This is a genomic window from Kitasatospora sp. NPDC096077 (assembly GCF_040303245.1).
Taxonomy (GTDB): domain Bacteria; phylum Actinomycetota; class Actinomycetes; order Streptomycetales; family Streptomycetaceae; genus Kitasatospora.
The window spans coordinates 31,146-45,200 of record NZ_JBEOSV010000071.1 but is presented as its reverse complement, the minus strand read 5'-3'; the positions used below and the strand labels follow the sequence as shown (position 1 = coordinate 45,200).

The window sequence follows — 14,055 nt, the reverse complement described above, 5'->3', positions numbered from 1 at the left end:
AGCTACCTCGCCGGCCTCCACCTTCGCGGCGCAATGATCTGGATCAAAGACCTCACCAGAAGCACCACTTGATCACGACCGAATACGCGCCCTAGGCGTGCCCCGCGAGGAAGGCCCCGGCGTGCGCCGCGGCCTCCTCCCGGGTCGGGTGACCGCCGGCCGCCTCCCCGGTGCTGCCGTCGGCGCCGACGGCCGTCCAGCGCCAGCCGCCGGCCGCCTCGTCCCGGACCAACTCGGCGCTGCCGCCGAACAGTTCGAGCGAACCCGGCCGGGCCGCCGGGCGACCGACGGCCTCCGGCCACTTCTTCCGGGCGCCCTGCCGGGTGATGCCCCAGGCGGCACCCAGCTGTTCGTAGCTGGCGCCGTAGGAGCCGGCGGTGGCGGCCGCGACGGCGGTGAGCCGCCGGACCTCGGCGTCCAGCAGCTTCCAGGCGGACAGCACGGAGAGCGCGACCTCGGCCGGCTCACCGTGCCACATCCGCCCCTCGGGCAGCCCGGTCGCCCGGGACCGTACGGCGACGGCGAGCGGGTCGAGTGCACCGAGCAGGGACTCGGCCAGTCGGGCCCGCTCCTCGGGGGTGATCTCCACAGCGGTCATACCGACAACCATAGTTACCGAGAGTCGATTCGACAACCAAAGTTACCGCCCGAATCGATCCGGGCCCGACGACGGGGTCGAATCCCGTCGCTCCGGCGCGAACGGAGTGCCGGAGGTCAGCGCGCGGTAGCCCACCACCAGCGCCTCCCCCAGGAAGCCCACCCCGATCGACAGCTGGACCGGGCGGGCGTCCGCCGCCAGGCCGTTGTGCTCGGCGAACACGGCGAAGCCGGCCATCGCGGCCAGCGAGACCGCGGCCACCAGGAAGGTCCGGCCGGTGTAGCGCTGCCACAGCACCCCGCCGCGCTCGTAGACCCGGATGGTGGCGCCGCGCAGCGCCCCGAAGGCGGTGCCCAGCGCGGCGCCCGCGCCGACCCAGACGTAGTCCCCCACCCCGAGGCCGTGCCGCTGCGAGAGCGCCCACAGGCCGAGGCCGGTGAGCACCACCGGCGGCGCGAAGAGGTCCCGCGCATTGAGCGGCTCACCGCGCAGCCGCCGGACCACCACCACGACCACGACGGCGGCGATCAGCGCCATGTGCACCCAGTCGTTCATCCCTGCCCCACTCCCCGATTTTTATAGCTCAGCCGTGCCAAATCAGCAGCCGGGGTCAATTTAGCCCGCCCGTGCTATAACGGCAACATGCCGAAGATCGTCGACCCCGTCGAACGCCGCCAGGCCGTCGCCGACGCCGTACTGCGCGTCGCCGCCCGGGAGGGCCTGGAGCACGCCTCACTGCGCAACGTCGCCGACGAGGCCGGACTCGCCGTCGGCTCGGTGCGGCACTACATCGCCGGCAGCTCGGAGCTGATGATCTTCGCGATGCAGGAGCTGGCCCGCCGGATCGACGTCCGGATCCACTCCCACGCCCGGGTCCTGCTCGACCCGGACGCCGCGCCCGACACCGACCGGCGCGACCGCACCGTCCGGCTGCTCGCCGAGACCCTCCCGCTGGACGCCGAGCGCCGGGAGGAGTCCGCGCTCTGGCTCTCCTTCGTCACCGCCGCCCGAACCCGGCCCGAACTACGCCCCCGGGCCGCCGAGTTGCAGGCCGGCCTGGACGCACTGGTCCGCCGCGTGCTGATCGAGCTGGAGCGCACCGGCGCCCTGCCCCCCGGCCTGGACCACGAGCTGGAGACCCGCCGGCTGTCCGCCCTGCTGGACGGCCTCACCCTGCAGGCCGTCCAGCACCCCGACCTGGTCGGACCGGACGAGCTGCACGCGGTGCTCCGCCGCCACCTCGACACCCTCGCCAGGCAGTGACCGGGTCCGACAGGGTTTCGACAGGGTTTCGACAGACCGGCTCAGCCCTGAAGGGCCTCCTTCTTCGGCGGCTCCTCCGCACAGACCGCCGACACGAACTCCGCCACCCGGGACTGCGGCATCCCGCGCGCGATGTCCGCCTCGCTGATCATGCCGACCAGCTTGTGCTCCGGGTGGTTGATCACCGGCAGCCGACGTACCTGGTACTGCTCCATCACCCGCAGCACCTGCTCGCAGTCCTCGTCCGCCTCCACCGTCATCGGCCGCCCCTGGGCCAGTTCGCCCGCCGTCACCGTGGCCGGGTCGCGCCCCTCGGCGACGCAGCGCAGCACGATGTCGCGGTCGGTCACGATCCCCAGCAGCTTGTCCTTCTCCCCGCAGATGGGCAGCGCGCCTACGTCCCGTTCCCGCATGATCCGGGCCGCGGCGGCGAGCGTCTCGTGCTCGCGGACGCACTCGGCCCCGGGGTGCATGATGTCGCCGGCTCTGGTCATGGTCCGCCTCCTGACCTGGCTTCCACCCCCTCGTCCATCCTGGTCCGGCCCGGCGGCCGACGCCACCGGGCACCGCTCAGGACGCCGCCTTCCGTTCGGTGCGCTCCGCCGCCTCCTGCCGTCCGTCCGACTCCTGCTGTCCGTCCGACTCCGCCGCCCCACCCTCCGGGTCGGCGCCGTCCATCGGCGACCGGGTCAACACCTCCTCCAAGGGCGGGAGTTCGTGCTTGGGAAGCTCGCGGCCGACCTCCACGTCCGGCACCTCACCGCGCTCCACCGCCTGCTCCGCCGACTTCGCGGCCGCGGCGACCGCGGCGGCCGCCAGCAGGTCCCGCTGCTGGGACTCGGTCGCGCTGTCCAGGAACCGCAGCAGCTCCACCGGGAACGGCAGCACCAACGTGGAGTTCTTCTCCGCCGCCACCTCCACCACGGTCTGCAGCAACCGCAGTTGGAGCGCCGCCGGGGTCGCGCTCATCACCGCGGCCGCCTCCGACAACCGCTCCGAGGCCTGGTACTCGCCGTCCGCCGTGATGATCCGCGCGCGCCGCTCGCGCTCGGCCTCCGCCTGCCGCGCGATCGAGCGCTTCATCGACTCCGGCAGGGCGACGTCCTTGATCTCCACCCGGTCGATCTGGATCCCCCAGCCCAGCGCCGGACTGTCGATCATCAACTCCAGCCCCTGGTTGATCGGTTCGCGGTTGGCCAGCAGGTCGTCCAGTTCGCTCTTGCCGATGATCGACCGCAGCGAGGTCTGCGCGACCTGGGAGATCGCGAAGTTGTAGTCCTGCACGTTGACGGTCGCCTTCACCGGGTCCTCGACCCGGAAGTAGACCACCGCGTCGACCCGCACGGTCACGTTGTCCCGGGTGATGCCCTCCTGCGCCGGGATCGGCATCGTCACGATCTGCACGTTCACCCGGCGCAGCCGGTCCGCGATCGGCATCAGCGCGACCAGCCCGGGCTCCCGGACCTCCCGCCGCACCCGGCCGAAGCGGAACACCACGCCCTTCTGGAACTGCTGGACCACCCGGATGCTCAGCCCCGCCCAGACCGCCCCCAGCCCGACCAGCCCCCCGAGGGCACCCAGCACCGCATCGACGATCATCGCGGCCTCCTCGCGGCCTCGGCGCACACCGGCGCGCCCGGCCACCGCCGACCCGGCCGGACCGGGGGCCGCCGGAGCAACTGCTTCAACGCTACGCCTGCCCGAACACCGGTGAAGTGGACGCCCGGGACGCCCTAGGATCGGGGCCATGCAGCCGGCCCCCGCCGATGACCCGGACCACCCCCGCCACCCCGCCGAGGCCTCCGCCCGCGCCACCGGACTCACCGACCTCGACCGGGTCGTCACCCACTGCCGGGCCTGCCCGCGCCTGGTCGCCTGGCGCGAGGAGACCGCCCGCACCAAGCGCCGCGCCTACCAGGACTGGGACTACTGGGCCCGTCCGATCCCCGGTTTCGGACCGCCCGACGCCCCGCTCGTCCTGGTCGGCCTCGCCCCCGCCGCCCATGGCGCCAACCGCACCGGCCGGATCTTCACCGGAGACCCCTCCGGCGACCTGCTCTACGCGGCCCTCCACGAGCTCGGGCTCACCAACCGCCCGGAGTCCGTCCGGCACGGCGACGGCCTGGAGCTGTACGGCGTCCGGATCACCGACCCGGTCCGCTGCGCCCCGCCCGACAACAAGCCCAGCACCGCCGAGCGCGACACCTGCCGCCCCTGGATCACCCGCGAACTCCATTTGCTGCGGCCCACCGTACGGACCGTGGTCGCCCTCGGCGGCTTCGCCTGGCAGGCGATGCTCCCGGTGATCGCCGACGCCGGCTGGACCGTCCCGCGCCCCCGCCCGGCCTTCGGCCACGCCGCCCGGGTCACCCTCCCGGCCCGCGACGGCGGCCCCGACCTCCAGCTGTACGGCTGCTACCACGTCAGCCCGCGCAACACGAACACCGGCCGACTGACCGTCCCGATGCTCCGCGACCTGCTGCGCGAGGCGGCGCGCTCGGCGGGGCTCGACCCGAGGCCCGAGCCCTCGCCCCCGCCGGACAGCCCACCCGCCGCGCCTTCGCGGCGACCGTAGGCGGAAGACCCGGTTCCGCACCGGGCCCGCGGCGTCGTAGCCTCGACCCGAGCCGAACGTGAGCCGTTCGACCGATCCCGAGCACCCTAGGCCATGCCACAGCACTGCTGCGAAGAGATGACGACCCGCCTGGACCACCGGTGCGACCGGCACGAGGACCCGTTCGACTGCCCGGATGCGGTGATCCACCACTCGGCGAAGTTCCAGGAGTACGGACTCGTCGTCCACGACGGCGGCAGATCGACGCTCGGCATCGTGTTCTGCCCGTGGTGCGGCCGTCGACTGCCCGAGTCCCAGCGGGACCGCTGGTTCGACGAGCTCGAACGGCGGGGCATCGACCCGTGGGAGGACGAGCTCCCCGCCGAGTTCGAGGACGACCGCTGGCTCCGGCCGCCCGGCGGCTCCACCTCGTAGGTCCTGTCCGGCCGATCTTGCCGGGCGACCTAGCCGAACCGCGCCAGCTTCCGCCCCGAGGCCCCCGCCCACGCCTCCGGTAGCTGGCCCCGGGCCGTCTCGGCCGCCGCCAGCTGCCCGGCGTAGAGCACCCCGTACGCGAAGGCCTCGCCGTCCTCGGCCGCCTGTCCCACCAGGGCCGCGGCGGCGACCACCGCGTCCTGGTGCTCGCCCAGTACCTCCTGGACGGCCTTCATCCGCTCGGCGAAACGTTCCGCCGCCACGCCCACCGCAGGCGTCGCCGTCTCCCCCGCGTAGCGGGCCCGCTTGGCCGCCTTGCGGGCCTCGTGCAGGGCGCTGTCGCGTTCCGTGGGGCCGGCGGCGAGGGCGGTGTGCACCCGGTCCGCCGTGCGGTGCTGCTCGCGGGCGGCGATCCGGGAGAGCTCGGGCGCGGCGGCGCGGGCGGCGCGCGGGCTCAGCGGCGGGTCGGCGAGCAGCGCGGTCAGTCCGGCGGTGAGCGAGCGTCGGCGGGCGCTGTCCAGGGCGGCGACCACCTCGGGCCGGACCCGGCGGTGCTCGGCCTCGCCCCACTGCTCCAGCGCGGCGGCGACCCGCTCCGGCCCGCAGGCGGCGGGCAGCTCGCGGGCCCGGGCGGCCAGCCGTTCGGCGAGCACCTCGCGGTCCCGGGCGCGGCCGAGCGCGGCACCCAGCCAGCGCAGGTCGGCGACCAGGGTGTCGGTGGCGCCGGGGGCGAGCAGCCGACGGAAGGTCCGCAGGGCGCTGCGCAGCCGCCGGCAGGCGACCCGCATCCGGTGCACCGCGTCGGGTTCATCGGCCCGGACGGCGTCGTCCAGGCCGGCCAGCACCACCGCCTGGGCCTCGATCCGGGCGAGCAGGACCTGTCCGACCGTGGTGTCGGGCCGCGCCATGAGCGTCCACCCCCTCGTCGGGGTCAGCGGGAGTGCCTTCCAGGCTAGCTCTGCGGCGGCGGCTGTCGAGCCCGCGCGCGATTGAGGGGCCATCACTCGAACGGAGTAGCGCACGCGCTCTCGTGCCCGGTGTAAGGACCATGGCATACTCCGGAGCGTGATGACCTCGACCCACACGACCAGGGCCCTGCGGGCCGCGGTGTTCACCGCGCTCGCCGTGCCGATGGCCGCGTTGGGCCAGGTGGTCATCACCGGTCGCCCGCTGCCGCTGTCGCTGGTGGCCACCGCGAGCGCCGTCGTCTTCCTGGTCGCGGCCGTGCTGGCCGGCGGGGAGCGGCGGATGCTGCACATCTCCGTCGTGATGGTGCCGGTCGAGCTGCTGCTCAACACCACGTTCAACCTGGGCCAGACCGGCTGTGGGCCGGTGCTGTCCGAGCACGTCTCCGCGCGCGGGGTGAACCTGCTGGTCTGCGGCGGCGGCTCGGTGGACGGCTCGCTGCTGGGCGGCCCGCTGGGCCACGCCGGGGAGTTGGCGCCCGCCACGACCCAGTTGCTGCTGCTCTTCGTCCACCTGGTGATCGCGCTGGCGGCCTCGGCCTGGCTGCGACTGGGCGACGCGGCGCTGTCCGGGCTGGCCCGGGCGCTGCGCGCGCTGCGCCAGTCGGTGGCCCGTCCGCTGCGGGCGCTGCTCCTCCTGCTGCTGCCCGCCCCGGTCCGTCCGGTGCTGCGGGTTCCGCTGCCGGTGTCGGACCACGAGCGGCCGCGCCGCGAGGACGTGGTGCTGAGCCCGGCCCCCCGGCGTGGTCCGCCGGTCTTCGCGCCTGCCTGCTGAGTCCCCCGCCCCCGGCTCTCCCGAGTACGGTCCGGCGCGCCCGCAGGCAGTGCGCACGACTCCCGCGTAACCCGATCCCCGCCGCACCCCGTGCGGCCACCCGCGCGCACCCGCGCGCCGCGTACAGGAGTTGACTTCCCCATGGCTCAGGACAAGCCCACCAAGCGCGAGGCCAAGCTCATCAGCGCCCGCGAGCGGATCCAGGAGGCGCAGCGCCGCGAGCAGCAGGCCGCCAAGCGCCGTCAGCGGATCGTCGTCACCGTGTCGGCCGTCGTCGTCCTCGCCCTCGCGGGCGGTGTCGCGATCGCGATCAACTCGGCCTCGGGCAAGGACGACAAGGCCTCGGCCGCGTCCTCGAACGCCCCGCTGGTCGTCCCGGCGAACACCACCGGCCCGAACGGCACGGTGATCACCTACGGCAAGGCCGACGCCCCGCACACCATGGAGGTCTACGAGGACTTCCGCTGCCCGGTCTGCAAGCACTTCGAGGCGGCGAACGGCCAGACGGTCAAGGAGCTCACCCAGGACGGCCAGATCAAGGTGGAGTTCCACCTGGCCGCCTTCCTGGACAAGAACCTGGGCGGCAAGGGCTCGCGCACCGCGCTGGCCGCCGCCGGGGCGGCGCTGAACGAGGGCGTGGACAAGTTCAAGGCCTTCCACGACGTGCTCTACGCCAACCAGCCGGACGAGCGCAGCGACGACTTCGGTGACGTCAACCACCTGCTGGACCTGGCCGGCCAGGTGCCCGGGCTGAAGACGGACGCCTTCGTGAAGGCGGTCACCGACAAGACCTACGCGCCGTGGGCGGCGAAGGTCGCCGACGCGTTCAACGACAGCGGCGTGACCGGCACCCCGACGGTCAAGGTGGACGGCAAGTCGATCAACCTGTTCGCTGGCAACACCACGGCGACGCCCGAGCAGTTCACCGCCCAGGTCAAGCAGGCCGCCGGCCTCCAGTAGGCCCGCTCCGCTCCCCTCGTCCCACTTCCCCGCACCGCACGGCACCACCGGTCCGGCCGAACTCCCGGCCGGACCGGCCCCTCCCAGCCAGCCACCGGAGTGTGCTGTCATGACCGCGACTACCGTGCACCCCTCCCGTCCCGCCCCCGACTCCCCCGACGCCGCCGGCCCGGGCCCGATCGGGGCGAGCCGGGCCTTCGCGCTCCTGCTGTTCCTCGCCGGACTCATCGGGCTGGCCGCCTCGGCCGTCCTGACCTTCGACAAGCTCCGCCTGCTGGAGAACCCGTCGTACGTCCCCAGCTGCAACATCAATCCGATCATCAGCTGCGGTTCGGTGATGCGCACCGAGGAGGCCGCAGTGTTCGGCTTCCCGAACTCGCTGCTCGGCCTGGTCGCCTTCGGCGCGCTGGCGGCGATCGGCGCGGGACTGCTGGCCGGCGCCGGGTACCGGCGCTGGTTCTGGCTGGGCCTTCAGGCCGGGACCACCCTGGGCATCGTGTTCACGCACTGGCTGATCGACCAGTCGCTGTACGGCATCGGCGCGCTCTGCCCGTACTGCATGGTGGTGTGGGCGACGACGGTGGTGCTGTTCTGGTACACCACGCTGCACAACCTGCGCACGGGGGTGATCCCGGTCGGACCGCGGCTGCGGACGGTCGCCCGGGAGGCGGCGCGCTACCACTGGGCGCTGCCGGTGCTGTGGGCGGCGGTGCTCGCCCTGCTGGTGCTCAACCGGTTCTGGTACTACTGGAGCACCCTGCTCTAGGAGCCGACGTACCCCGCCGAGTGCAGCAGCGCGGCGGCGCCGGTCCGCCGGGCCTCCAGGGCCCCGGTGAGCCGGTGCACCGCGCAGGGGTGCAGCAGGGCGGCGGCCCGGGCGGGGGTGAAGTAGCCGTGGTCGGCGATCTCCTCCGGCTGGAGCCGGACCACCGCGCCCGGCGCGACCGTGCCGCCGTCGAACGTGAAGTGCACGGCGGGGTGGGCGTGTTCGCCCTGGTCGGGGATCGCATCCCGCCACTCCACCACCAGCAGCCGCAACTCCCCGACCGACAGCCCGGTCTCCTCCCGCAGTTCCCGGGCCGCGCACTCGGCCGGGCCCTCCCCCGGGTCCATCTCGCCACCGGGCAACTGCCAGTGGTCGCGGTAACCGGCCTGCAGCAGCAGGACCTTGCCGTCCCGGTCGGTGAGCAGCACGCTGCACCCGATGTAGGCGCGCACTATCCGGGAGAGCCACTCCTCCTCCGTGAGGGCCCAGGTCTCCGTCATCGCGCCTCCTCCGCCGGCTGCCGTCCGTCGCGGTCACTCTGCCGCGATCCCCGCCCCGGCAAAGGCGGTTGGTGCCTAATCCACCCGATCGGGTAGTCGGTCGGGCAGGCCTACCCGAAGACCGCCCGCCGGTAGGCGTTGCGCAGGTCGGTGAGCGGCTGGGTGACCCGGCTGTGGTGCACCTGGTTGGTGAGCAGCAGGGCCCAGCGGCCGAGCCGGCGGGAGATCCAGATCCCGGTGCCGGTGAAGCCGTAGTGGACGAAGGTGCCCTCGGCGGGTTCGGTGCCGGCCGCGACCAGCCAGGACAGGCCTCGGGCGGGGGCCAGGCCGCCGGTCTGCTCGCGCAGCGATTCGGTGATCCACGGTTCGCCCCAGGGCAGTCGGGCCGGCGGGTCGAGCAGGGCGGTGAGGAAGCGGGCGAGGTCGCGGGCGGTGGAGAAGGCGCCGGCGTTGCCGGAGACGCCGCCGAGCAGCCGGGCGGAGGGGTCGTGCACGACGCCGCGCAGATGGGCGTCGATCGGCTCGTGGTACTCGGTGGGCGCGGTCCGGGCGGTCTCGGCGGCGCCCAGCGGACCGTAGCGGGTGTCGGTCATGCCGAGCGGCGACCAGGCCCAGCGCGCGGCGAGGGCGTCCAGCCGCGCCCCGCCGAGGTCCTCCACCAGGTAGCCGAGCAGCACGGCGGCGCGGTCGGTGTACTCGACGGCGGTGCCCGGCGCGCGGTGCAGCGGGGCGGCGATCACCCCGGCCCGGATCGCCGCCCGGTCCGGCCCGTAGAGCCGCTCGAAGCGGGTGTACGGGAGCAATCCGGCGGTGTGGGCGAGGAGTTGACGGACCGTCACGACACCCGCCGGGCACCCGGCGGCGGGTGGCCACCAGCGGCCGAGGGGTTCGTCCAGCGGCAGTCGCCCGGACTGCCACAGCACTCCGGCGCACGGCCAGAGCGCCGTGACCTTGGTGAGGCTGGCGAGGTCGTAGAGGGTGTCCGGCCCGGCGGCGAGCCGCGCGTACCGGCCCTGCCCGAGGGCGCCGCGGCCACCGCCGCCGAGCGTGCCCCGGGCGTCGCCGACGGCCCAGACGGCGCCCGCGCCGACGGTGCGCACGCCCTCCGCGACCAGGCGGTCCAGTTCCCCGCCCGGCGCGGCCAGGGCGGGGAGGCGTTCGGCTTCCGGCGGTCGAGGGCTCACCAGGGCTGTCTACCCGGCGGGTGCGGCGCTCAGACCGCGGCGGTGAGTTCCTTGCCGAGGCAGATGCTCTGCGGGTGGTCCTTGTAGATCCCGAACTTGCGGATCGCCGCGTAGCCCTCGGAGCCGTACAGCGCGACGGCCTCGGGCTGCTCGGTGCCGGTCTCCAGGACCACCCGGGTGCGCCCGGCCTCGACGGCGGTGTCCTCCAGCCGGCGCAGCACCGCCCGGGCCAGGCCCCGGCCGCGGGCCTCGGGTATCACGAACATCCGCTTGAGCTCGGCGTCGCCGTCCCGCAGGCCGTCCGGGCTGGTCCGCTTGGCCCGCCAGCCGCCGCAGGCGACCGGACGGCCGTCCAGGTAGGCGATCAGGAACAGGCCGGCCGGTGCCTCGAAGTCCGCGGGGTGCATGACGGTCTCGTCCGGGCTGCCGTAGCGGCGGACGTACTCCTGCTGCACCTCCGCCGCCAGGGCCTGGGCGTCGGGGTGGGCGTACCCGGTGATGCGGAACTCGACGGTACCGGTGGCCTGGGCGGCGGTGCTCTCCATGGGGGAAGAGCCTACGGCGTCATTTCAACGACCCTCGAACCGGGCGAGCAGCTCGGTCTTGCCGAACATCGCGGCGGCGTCGACGGCGGACGGGACGCCGGCCTTCGGGTCGGCGCCGCCGGCCAGCAGGGCGTCGACGACGTCCGCTCCGCCCTTGAACACGGCGCCGGCCAGCGGGGTCTGGCCCTTGTCGTTGGCGCGGTTCGGGTCGGCGCCGCGCTGGAGCAGGGCCCCGACCATGGCGGCGTGGCCGTGGTAGGCGGCGAGCATCACCAGGGTGTCGCCGCTGCCGTTGGTGAGGTCGGCGGAGACGCCCGCATCGAGGGCGGTGGCCAGGGTGGCGGTGTCGCCGGCCCGGGCGGCGTCGAAGAGCTTCCCGGCGAGCGCGATCACCTCGGCGTCGGGGGCATCGGTCATGGCGGGCTGCCTTTCCTGAGGACGGGCGGGGCTGGTGCGTACCGCACCGTAGCGGCCGGCGCCGGCCCGGGCCAGCGGGCGTCCGGATTCCGGACGCCCACCGCGCCGGTCCGGCCCGCGGCCCGCGGGCGGTGCGGAGGGTACGACGTGCGGCCACGCGGGTTGCGCCGCCATTCGAGCGAACTTCCGGGACCCCCCGGAAACTTCCCACCCACCCCCCGGGAATGCCTCGCGGCACCGAATCCACGCGCCATCCCTGCGGGACGAGGCCCCCACCCGGGCCGGTTCGCATACCTCCACCCGGCTTCCGGGGCGGCATTGAACGGCAGAACCACCCATTTGCGCCGTTCCATCATCTATTACTTTTTGTCACGATTAGGGCACTTTAAGTAACACTGTCCCCCGTCCCCCTCCCGAGGAGCAGAAGTGATCCTCTCGATTTCCGGCATCGTCCTGTTCGGCACCATCGCCTTTCTGTTCTTCCGCAGGGACGGACTGAAGGTCTCCCACGCCATCGTCTGCGCCCTCTTCGGTTTCTACGTCGCCGGTTCCTCGATCGCCCCGAGCATCACCGCCGGCGGTGCCAGCCTGGCGAGCCTGCTCGGCGGCATTCGGTTCTAGCCGCCACTCCCCCACCGGCCCGGGCGCGGATCCCACCGCCCCGGGCCCCGTCGTACCGCCGAGCAGTCCCCCCTCACCCCACCCGTCCCACTCGTCCGGGGAGTCCTGGAATGCCGCTCCACCGCCATCTCGGCAAGGGCCGCGAGTTCGCCCGAACCGCCGGGGACCACGCCACCGACATGTTCGCCCCGCTCGCCGTGATCGGCCGCGGGCTGCGCCACCACGCCGGCTGGGCCAAGGGCCGCTGGCAGGCCACCCCGAAGGAGCGCCGCGGCCCGACGCTGTTCCTGTCCGCCGCGATGCTGGTCGGCATCTACCTGCTGCCGCACGGCCTGCTGTTCGCACTGGTCGCCCTGATGGCCAGCGCCGCCTGGGCCGGCCGGGCCCCCAAGGCGGCGCCCGCCCCGCCCGCGCCCGACGTGGCCGACGTCAAGCTCGCCGCCCTCTACTCGGCGCTCACGCCCTACCTGTGCGGCCCCGAGGACGCCAACCCGCTGTACCACTTCGAGGGCAGCTACAAGAACGCCTTCAGCTCCTGGGAGTTCGACGGCGAGGGCCGGCTCTCCCGGCTGGAACTGGGCTACCCCGCGTACTTCACCGACACCGAGCCGACCGCCCGGGCCCGGATCGAGCAGGTCGTCCAGGGCAAGGCCGGCCGGGCCCGGGAGTACCGCTTCGACTGGGACGAGGAGTCCAACCGGCTGCGGATCACCGCGCTGGCCCCGCTGCCCACCGACATCGCCGCCCAGCGCTTCGTGGCCGCCCCCGGCGAGATCGTGCTCGGCTTCACCGACGAGGACGGCACCGCCCGCACCATCCCGGTCCACCAGGGCGGCACCACCGCCCAGCAGCCGCCGGTGATCTGGCGCACCGGCCCGCGCTCCTCCGAACCGCACCTGCTGGCGCTCGGCGTCGCCGGGTACGGCACCTCCAGCCTGGTCCGCTCGATCGCGCTCCAGGTGCTCCCGTACGCCGACCTGATGGTGATCGACGGCGCCGGGACCGGCGAGCACGCCTGCCTGGTGAACCGGCCCGGCGTGCACACCGTGGAGACCAGCCTGCACGGCGCGCTGGCCGCGCTGGACTGGGCCGCGCAGGAGACCGAGCGCCGGCTCGCCGCGCTCAACACCGCCCGGCACACCGGCGCGGCCCTGCCGGAGGACGTCACCCGGCCGCTGTGGCTGCTGCTGGACCACCCCACCGAGCTGGGCGAGCTGGCCCACGCCGAGGGCCGTCCGGACCCGCAGGAGCTGCTGGAGCTGCCGCTGCGGCACGGCCGGGCCGCCCGGGTCACCGTGGTGATCGCCGACGACGTCGAGGCCGCCGACCGGATCACCCCGACCGTCCGGGCCACCACCCGGGCCCGGGTGCTGCTCGGCCCGGCCACCCCCGAGGACGGCCACGCCGTGCTCGGCGCACCGCTGGACATCGTGCCCGCCGCGCACGCCCCGGTCGGCCGCGGCTACGCCCGGATCGGCAACGGCGCCCCGGTCCGGCTCCAGGTGCCGGCCACCGTCGACCCGCTGGACGAGGACGCCCCGGCCCCGCTGCGGGACGCGGTGATCGCCCTGCTGCCGCACCGCGACAGCCGGACCGAGCCCGCCTCCGACGCCCCGCCGCGCCCGGACCGCCCACCGGTCGTCCCCGGCGACACCGTCGCGCCCGTACACTCGATCGACCTCGGCAAGACGGAGCCGATGATCCGGTCCCGACCGATCTCCTGACCGCCCGCTCCCCGGGGGCGACGGAGGCCGCGGAATCCCGTCCCGGTACGCTCGTCACAGAAAGTCCGCACGATCACCAGATGTGAAATAGGTGACACCCGGGGTGATATCACCGTCCAGATGTGACAAATCGGGCGTTGATGGGTACAAACAGGGGCGGCACAACAGACGACGCATGTCCCGGGACGGGAATCTTCGTCGGAAGCCGAGCGTTGACCGAACGACGAAGAACAGCGACCACTAGTCCTGTGGGCCATAAGCCCGGGAGGCACGATTCATGAGCGAGCGAGCTCTCCGCGGCACGCGACTCGGGGCCACTAGCTACGAGACCGACCGTGGTATCGATCTGGCTCCCCGCCAGACCGTCGAGTACGCATGTCAGAACGGACACCGATTCGAGGTTCCTTTCTCGGTCGAGGCGGAGATCCCCCAGACCTGGGAATGCCGCTTCTGCGGCCAGGAGGCGATGCTCCTCGACGGTGACGAGCCGGAGGAGAAGAAGGTCAAGCCCACGCGCACCCATTGGGACATGCTGATGGAGCGCCGGACGCGCGAGGAGCTGGAGGAGGTGCTGGCCGAGCGGCTGGCCGTGCTCCGCTCCGGTGGGATGAACCTCGCGGTGCACCCGCGGGACACCCGCAAGAGCGCCTGACAACCTCGCTCCCGCCGCGTGCGGGAGGACGCGAAAAGGGACCCTGGTCACCAGGGTCCCTTTCGCGTTGCCGGGCCTCTTCGTCCTCGCGGTCTT

At 73.7% G+C, this 14,055-nt stretch carries 18 protein-coding genes; 9 read left to right on the top strand and 9 right to left on the bottom strand.

Annotated elements, in window-relative coordinates; genetic code table 11:
* Nucleotides 1-91: 91 nt before the first annotated feature.
* A complete protein-coding gene (locus tag ABTZ03_RS36815; protein ID WP_350517543.1) occupies nt 92-598 on the bottom strand; it encodes a hypothetical protein in 507 nt (168 codons plus the stop codon).
* Between the two features lie 42 nt (nt 599-640).
* Entirely contained in the window at nt 641-1,153 is a 513-nt protein-coding gene (locus ABTZ03_RS36810) for a DUF1453 domain-containing protein (protein ID WP_350517542.1), read from the bottom strand.
* An 87-nt stretch (nt 1,154-1,240) separates the two neighbouring features.
* Here ABTZ03_RS36810 and ABTZ03_RS36805 point away from each other — a divergent pair, with 87 nt between their 5' ends.
* Nucleotides 1,241-1,861, top strand: a complete 621-nt coding sequence (locus ABTZ03_RS36805; protein ID WP_350517541.1) for a TetR/AcrR family transcriptional regulator — start codon at nt 1,241-1,243, stop codon at nt 1,859-1,861.
* A gap of 41 nt (nt 1,862-1,902) precedes the next feature.
* Here the strand turns inward: ABTZ03_RS36805 and ABTZ03_RS36800 are convergent, their stop codons facing one another.
* Together ABTZ03_RS36800 and ABTZ03_RS36795 are read right to left on the bottom strand one after the other, a co-directional pair.
* The gene (locus ABTZ03_RS36800) at nt 1,903-2,355 is read right to left on the bottom strand and encodes a CBS domain-containing protein (RefSeq protein ID WP_350517540.1); all 453 of its coding nucleotides are present in this window, start codon (nt 2,353-2,355) and stop codon (nt 1,903-1,905) included.
* A gap of 76 nt (nt 2,356-2,431) precedes the next feature.
* Nucleotides 2,432-3,460, bottom strand: coding sequence for a slipin family protein (locus ABTZ03_RS36795; protein ID WP_350517539.1), 1,029 nt, complete (start codon nt 3,458-3,460; stop codon nt 2,432-2,434).
* 148 nt (nt 3,461-3,608) lie between these two features.
* Here ABTZ03_RS36795 and ABTZ03_RS36790 point away from each other — a divergent pair, with 148 nt between their 5' ends.
* Together ABTZ03_RS36790 and ABTZ03_RS36785 are read left to right on the top strand one after the other, a co-directional pair.
* Nucleotides 3,609-4,436, top strand: coding sequence for a uracil-DNA glycosylase (locus ABTZ03_RS36790; RefSeq protein WP_350517538.1), 828 nt, complete (start codon nt 3,609-3,611; stop codon nt 4,434-4,436).
* A gap of 93 nt (nt 4,437-4,529) precedes the next feature.
* Nucleotides 4,530-4,850: a DUF6980 family protein gene (locus ABTZ03_RS36785; protein ID WP_350517537.1), complete on the top strand. Its 321-nt coding sequence runs from the start codon at nt 4,530-4,532 to the stop codon at nt 4,848-4,850.
* A gap of 29 nt (nt 4,851-4,879) precedes the next feature.
* Here ABTZ03_RS36785 and ABTZ03_RS36780 read toward each other — a convergent pair whose 3' ends face one another.
* A complete protein-coding gene (locus ABTZ03_RS36780) occupies nt 4,880-5,758 on the bottom strand; it encodes a CHAD domain-containing protein (RefSeq protein WP_350517536.1) in 879 nt (292 codons plus the stop codon).
* 160 nt (nt 5,759-5,918) lie between these two features.
* On the opposite strand from ABTZ03_RS36780, the gene ABTZ03_RS36775 reads away from it, so the two are divergent.
* From ABTZ03_RS36775 to ABTZ03_RS36765, 3 genes are all read left to right on the top strand, one after another.
* A complete protein-coding gene (locus ABTZ03_RS36775; RefSeq protein WP_350517535.1) occupies nt 5,919-6,590 on the top strand; it encodes a hypothetical protein in 672 nt (223 codons plus the stop codon).
* A 141-nt stretch (nt 6,591-6,731) separates the two neighbouring features.
* A complete protein-coding gene (locus ABTZ03_RS36770; RefSeq protein ID WP_350517534.1) occupies nt 6,732-7,550 on the top strand; it encodes a DsbA family protein in 819 nt (272 codons plus the stop codon).
* A 109-nt stretch (nt 7,551-7,659) separates the two neighbouring features.
* Nucleotides 7,660-8,316, top strand: coding sequence for a vitamin K epoxide reductase family protein (locus ABTZ03_RS36765; protein ID WP_350517533.1), 657 nt, complete (start codon nt 7,660-7,662; stop codon nt 8,314-8,316).
* Here the strand turns inward: ABTZ03_RS36765 and ABTZ03_RS36760 are convergent.
* The 4 genes from ABTZ03_RS36760 to ABTZ03_RS36745 all read right to left on the bottom strand — a co-directional run bounded on the left by ABTZ03_RS36760 (nt 8,313) and on the right by ABTZ03_RS36745 (nt 10,962).
* Entirely contained in the window at nt 8,313-8,816 is a 504-nt protein-coding gene (locus tag ABTZ03_RS36760) for an NUDIX domain-containing protein (RefSeq protein ID WP_350517532.1), read from the bottom strand. The two genes, ABTZ03_RS36765 and ABTZ03_RS36760, sit on opposite strands and share 4 nt — an antisense overlap.
* 110 nt (nt 8,817-8,926) lie before the next feature.
* Nucleotides 8,927-10,000 carry a serine hydrolase domain-containing protein gene (locus ABTZ03_RS36755; RefSeq protein ID WP_350517531.1) on the bottom strand — a complete coding sequence of 358 codons (1,074 nt, stop codon included), beginning with the start codon at nt 9,998-10,000 and terminating at the stop codon, nt 8,927-8,929.
* 29 nt (nt 10,001-10,029) lie between these two features.
* On the bottom strand, nt 10,030-10,545 hold the full coding sequence (locus ABTZ03_RS36750) for a GNAT family N-acetyltransferase (RefSeq protein WP_350517530.1): 516 nt from the start codon (nt 10,543-10,545) through the stop codon (nt 10,030-10,032).
* Between the two features lie 24 nt (nt 10,546-10,569).
* A complete protein-coding gene (locus ABTZ03_RS36745) occupies nt 10,570-10,962 on the bottom strand; it encodes an ankyrin repeat domain-containing protein (RefSeq protein WP_350517529.1) in 393 nt (130 codons plus the stop codon).
* 426 nt (nt 10,963-11,388) lie between these two features.
* Between ABTZ03_RS36745 and ABTZ03_RS36740 the strand changes: the two genes are divergently transcribed.
* The 3 genes from ABTZ03_RS36740 to ABTZ03_RS36730 all read left to right on the top strand — a co-directional run bounded on the left by ABTZ03_RS36740 (nt 11,389) and on the right by ABTZ03_RS36730 (nt 13,959).
* The gene (locus ABTZ03_RS36740) at nt 11,389-11,583 is read left to right on the top strand and encodes a hypothetical protein (protein WP_097238968.1); all 195 of its coding nucleotides are present in this window, start codon (nt 11,389-11,391) and stop codon (nt 11,581-11,583) included.
* Nucleotides 11,584-11,693: 110 nt separating this feature from the next.
* Nucleotides 11,694-13,307 carry a hypothetical protein gene (locus ABTZ03_RS36735; protein WP_350517528.1) on the top strand — a complete coding sequence of 538 codons (1,614 nt, stop codon included), beginning with the start codon at nt 11,694-11,696 and terminating at the stop codon, nt 13,305-13,307.
* Nucleotides 13,308-13,584: 277 nt separating this feature from the next.
* Nucleotides 13,585-13,959: an RNA polymerase-binding protein RbpA gene (locus tag ABTZ03_RS36730; RefSeq protein ID WP_350517527.1), complete on the top strand. Its 375-nt coding sequence runs from the start codon at nt 13,585-13,587 to the stop codon at nt 13,957-13,959.
* Nucleotides 13,960-14,055 lie beyond the last annotated feature (96 nt).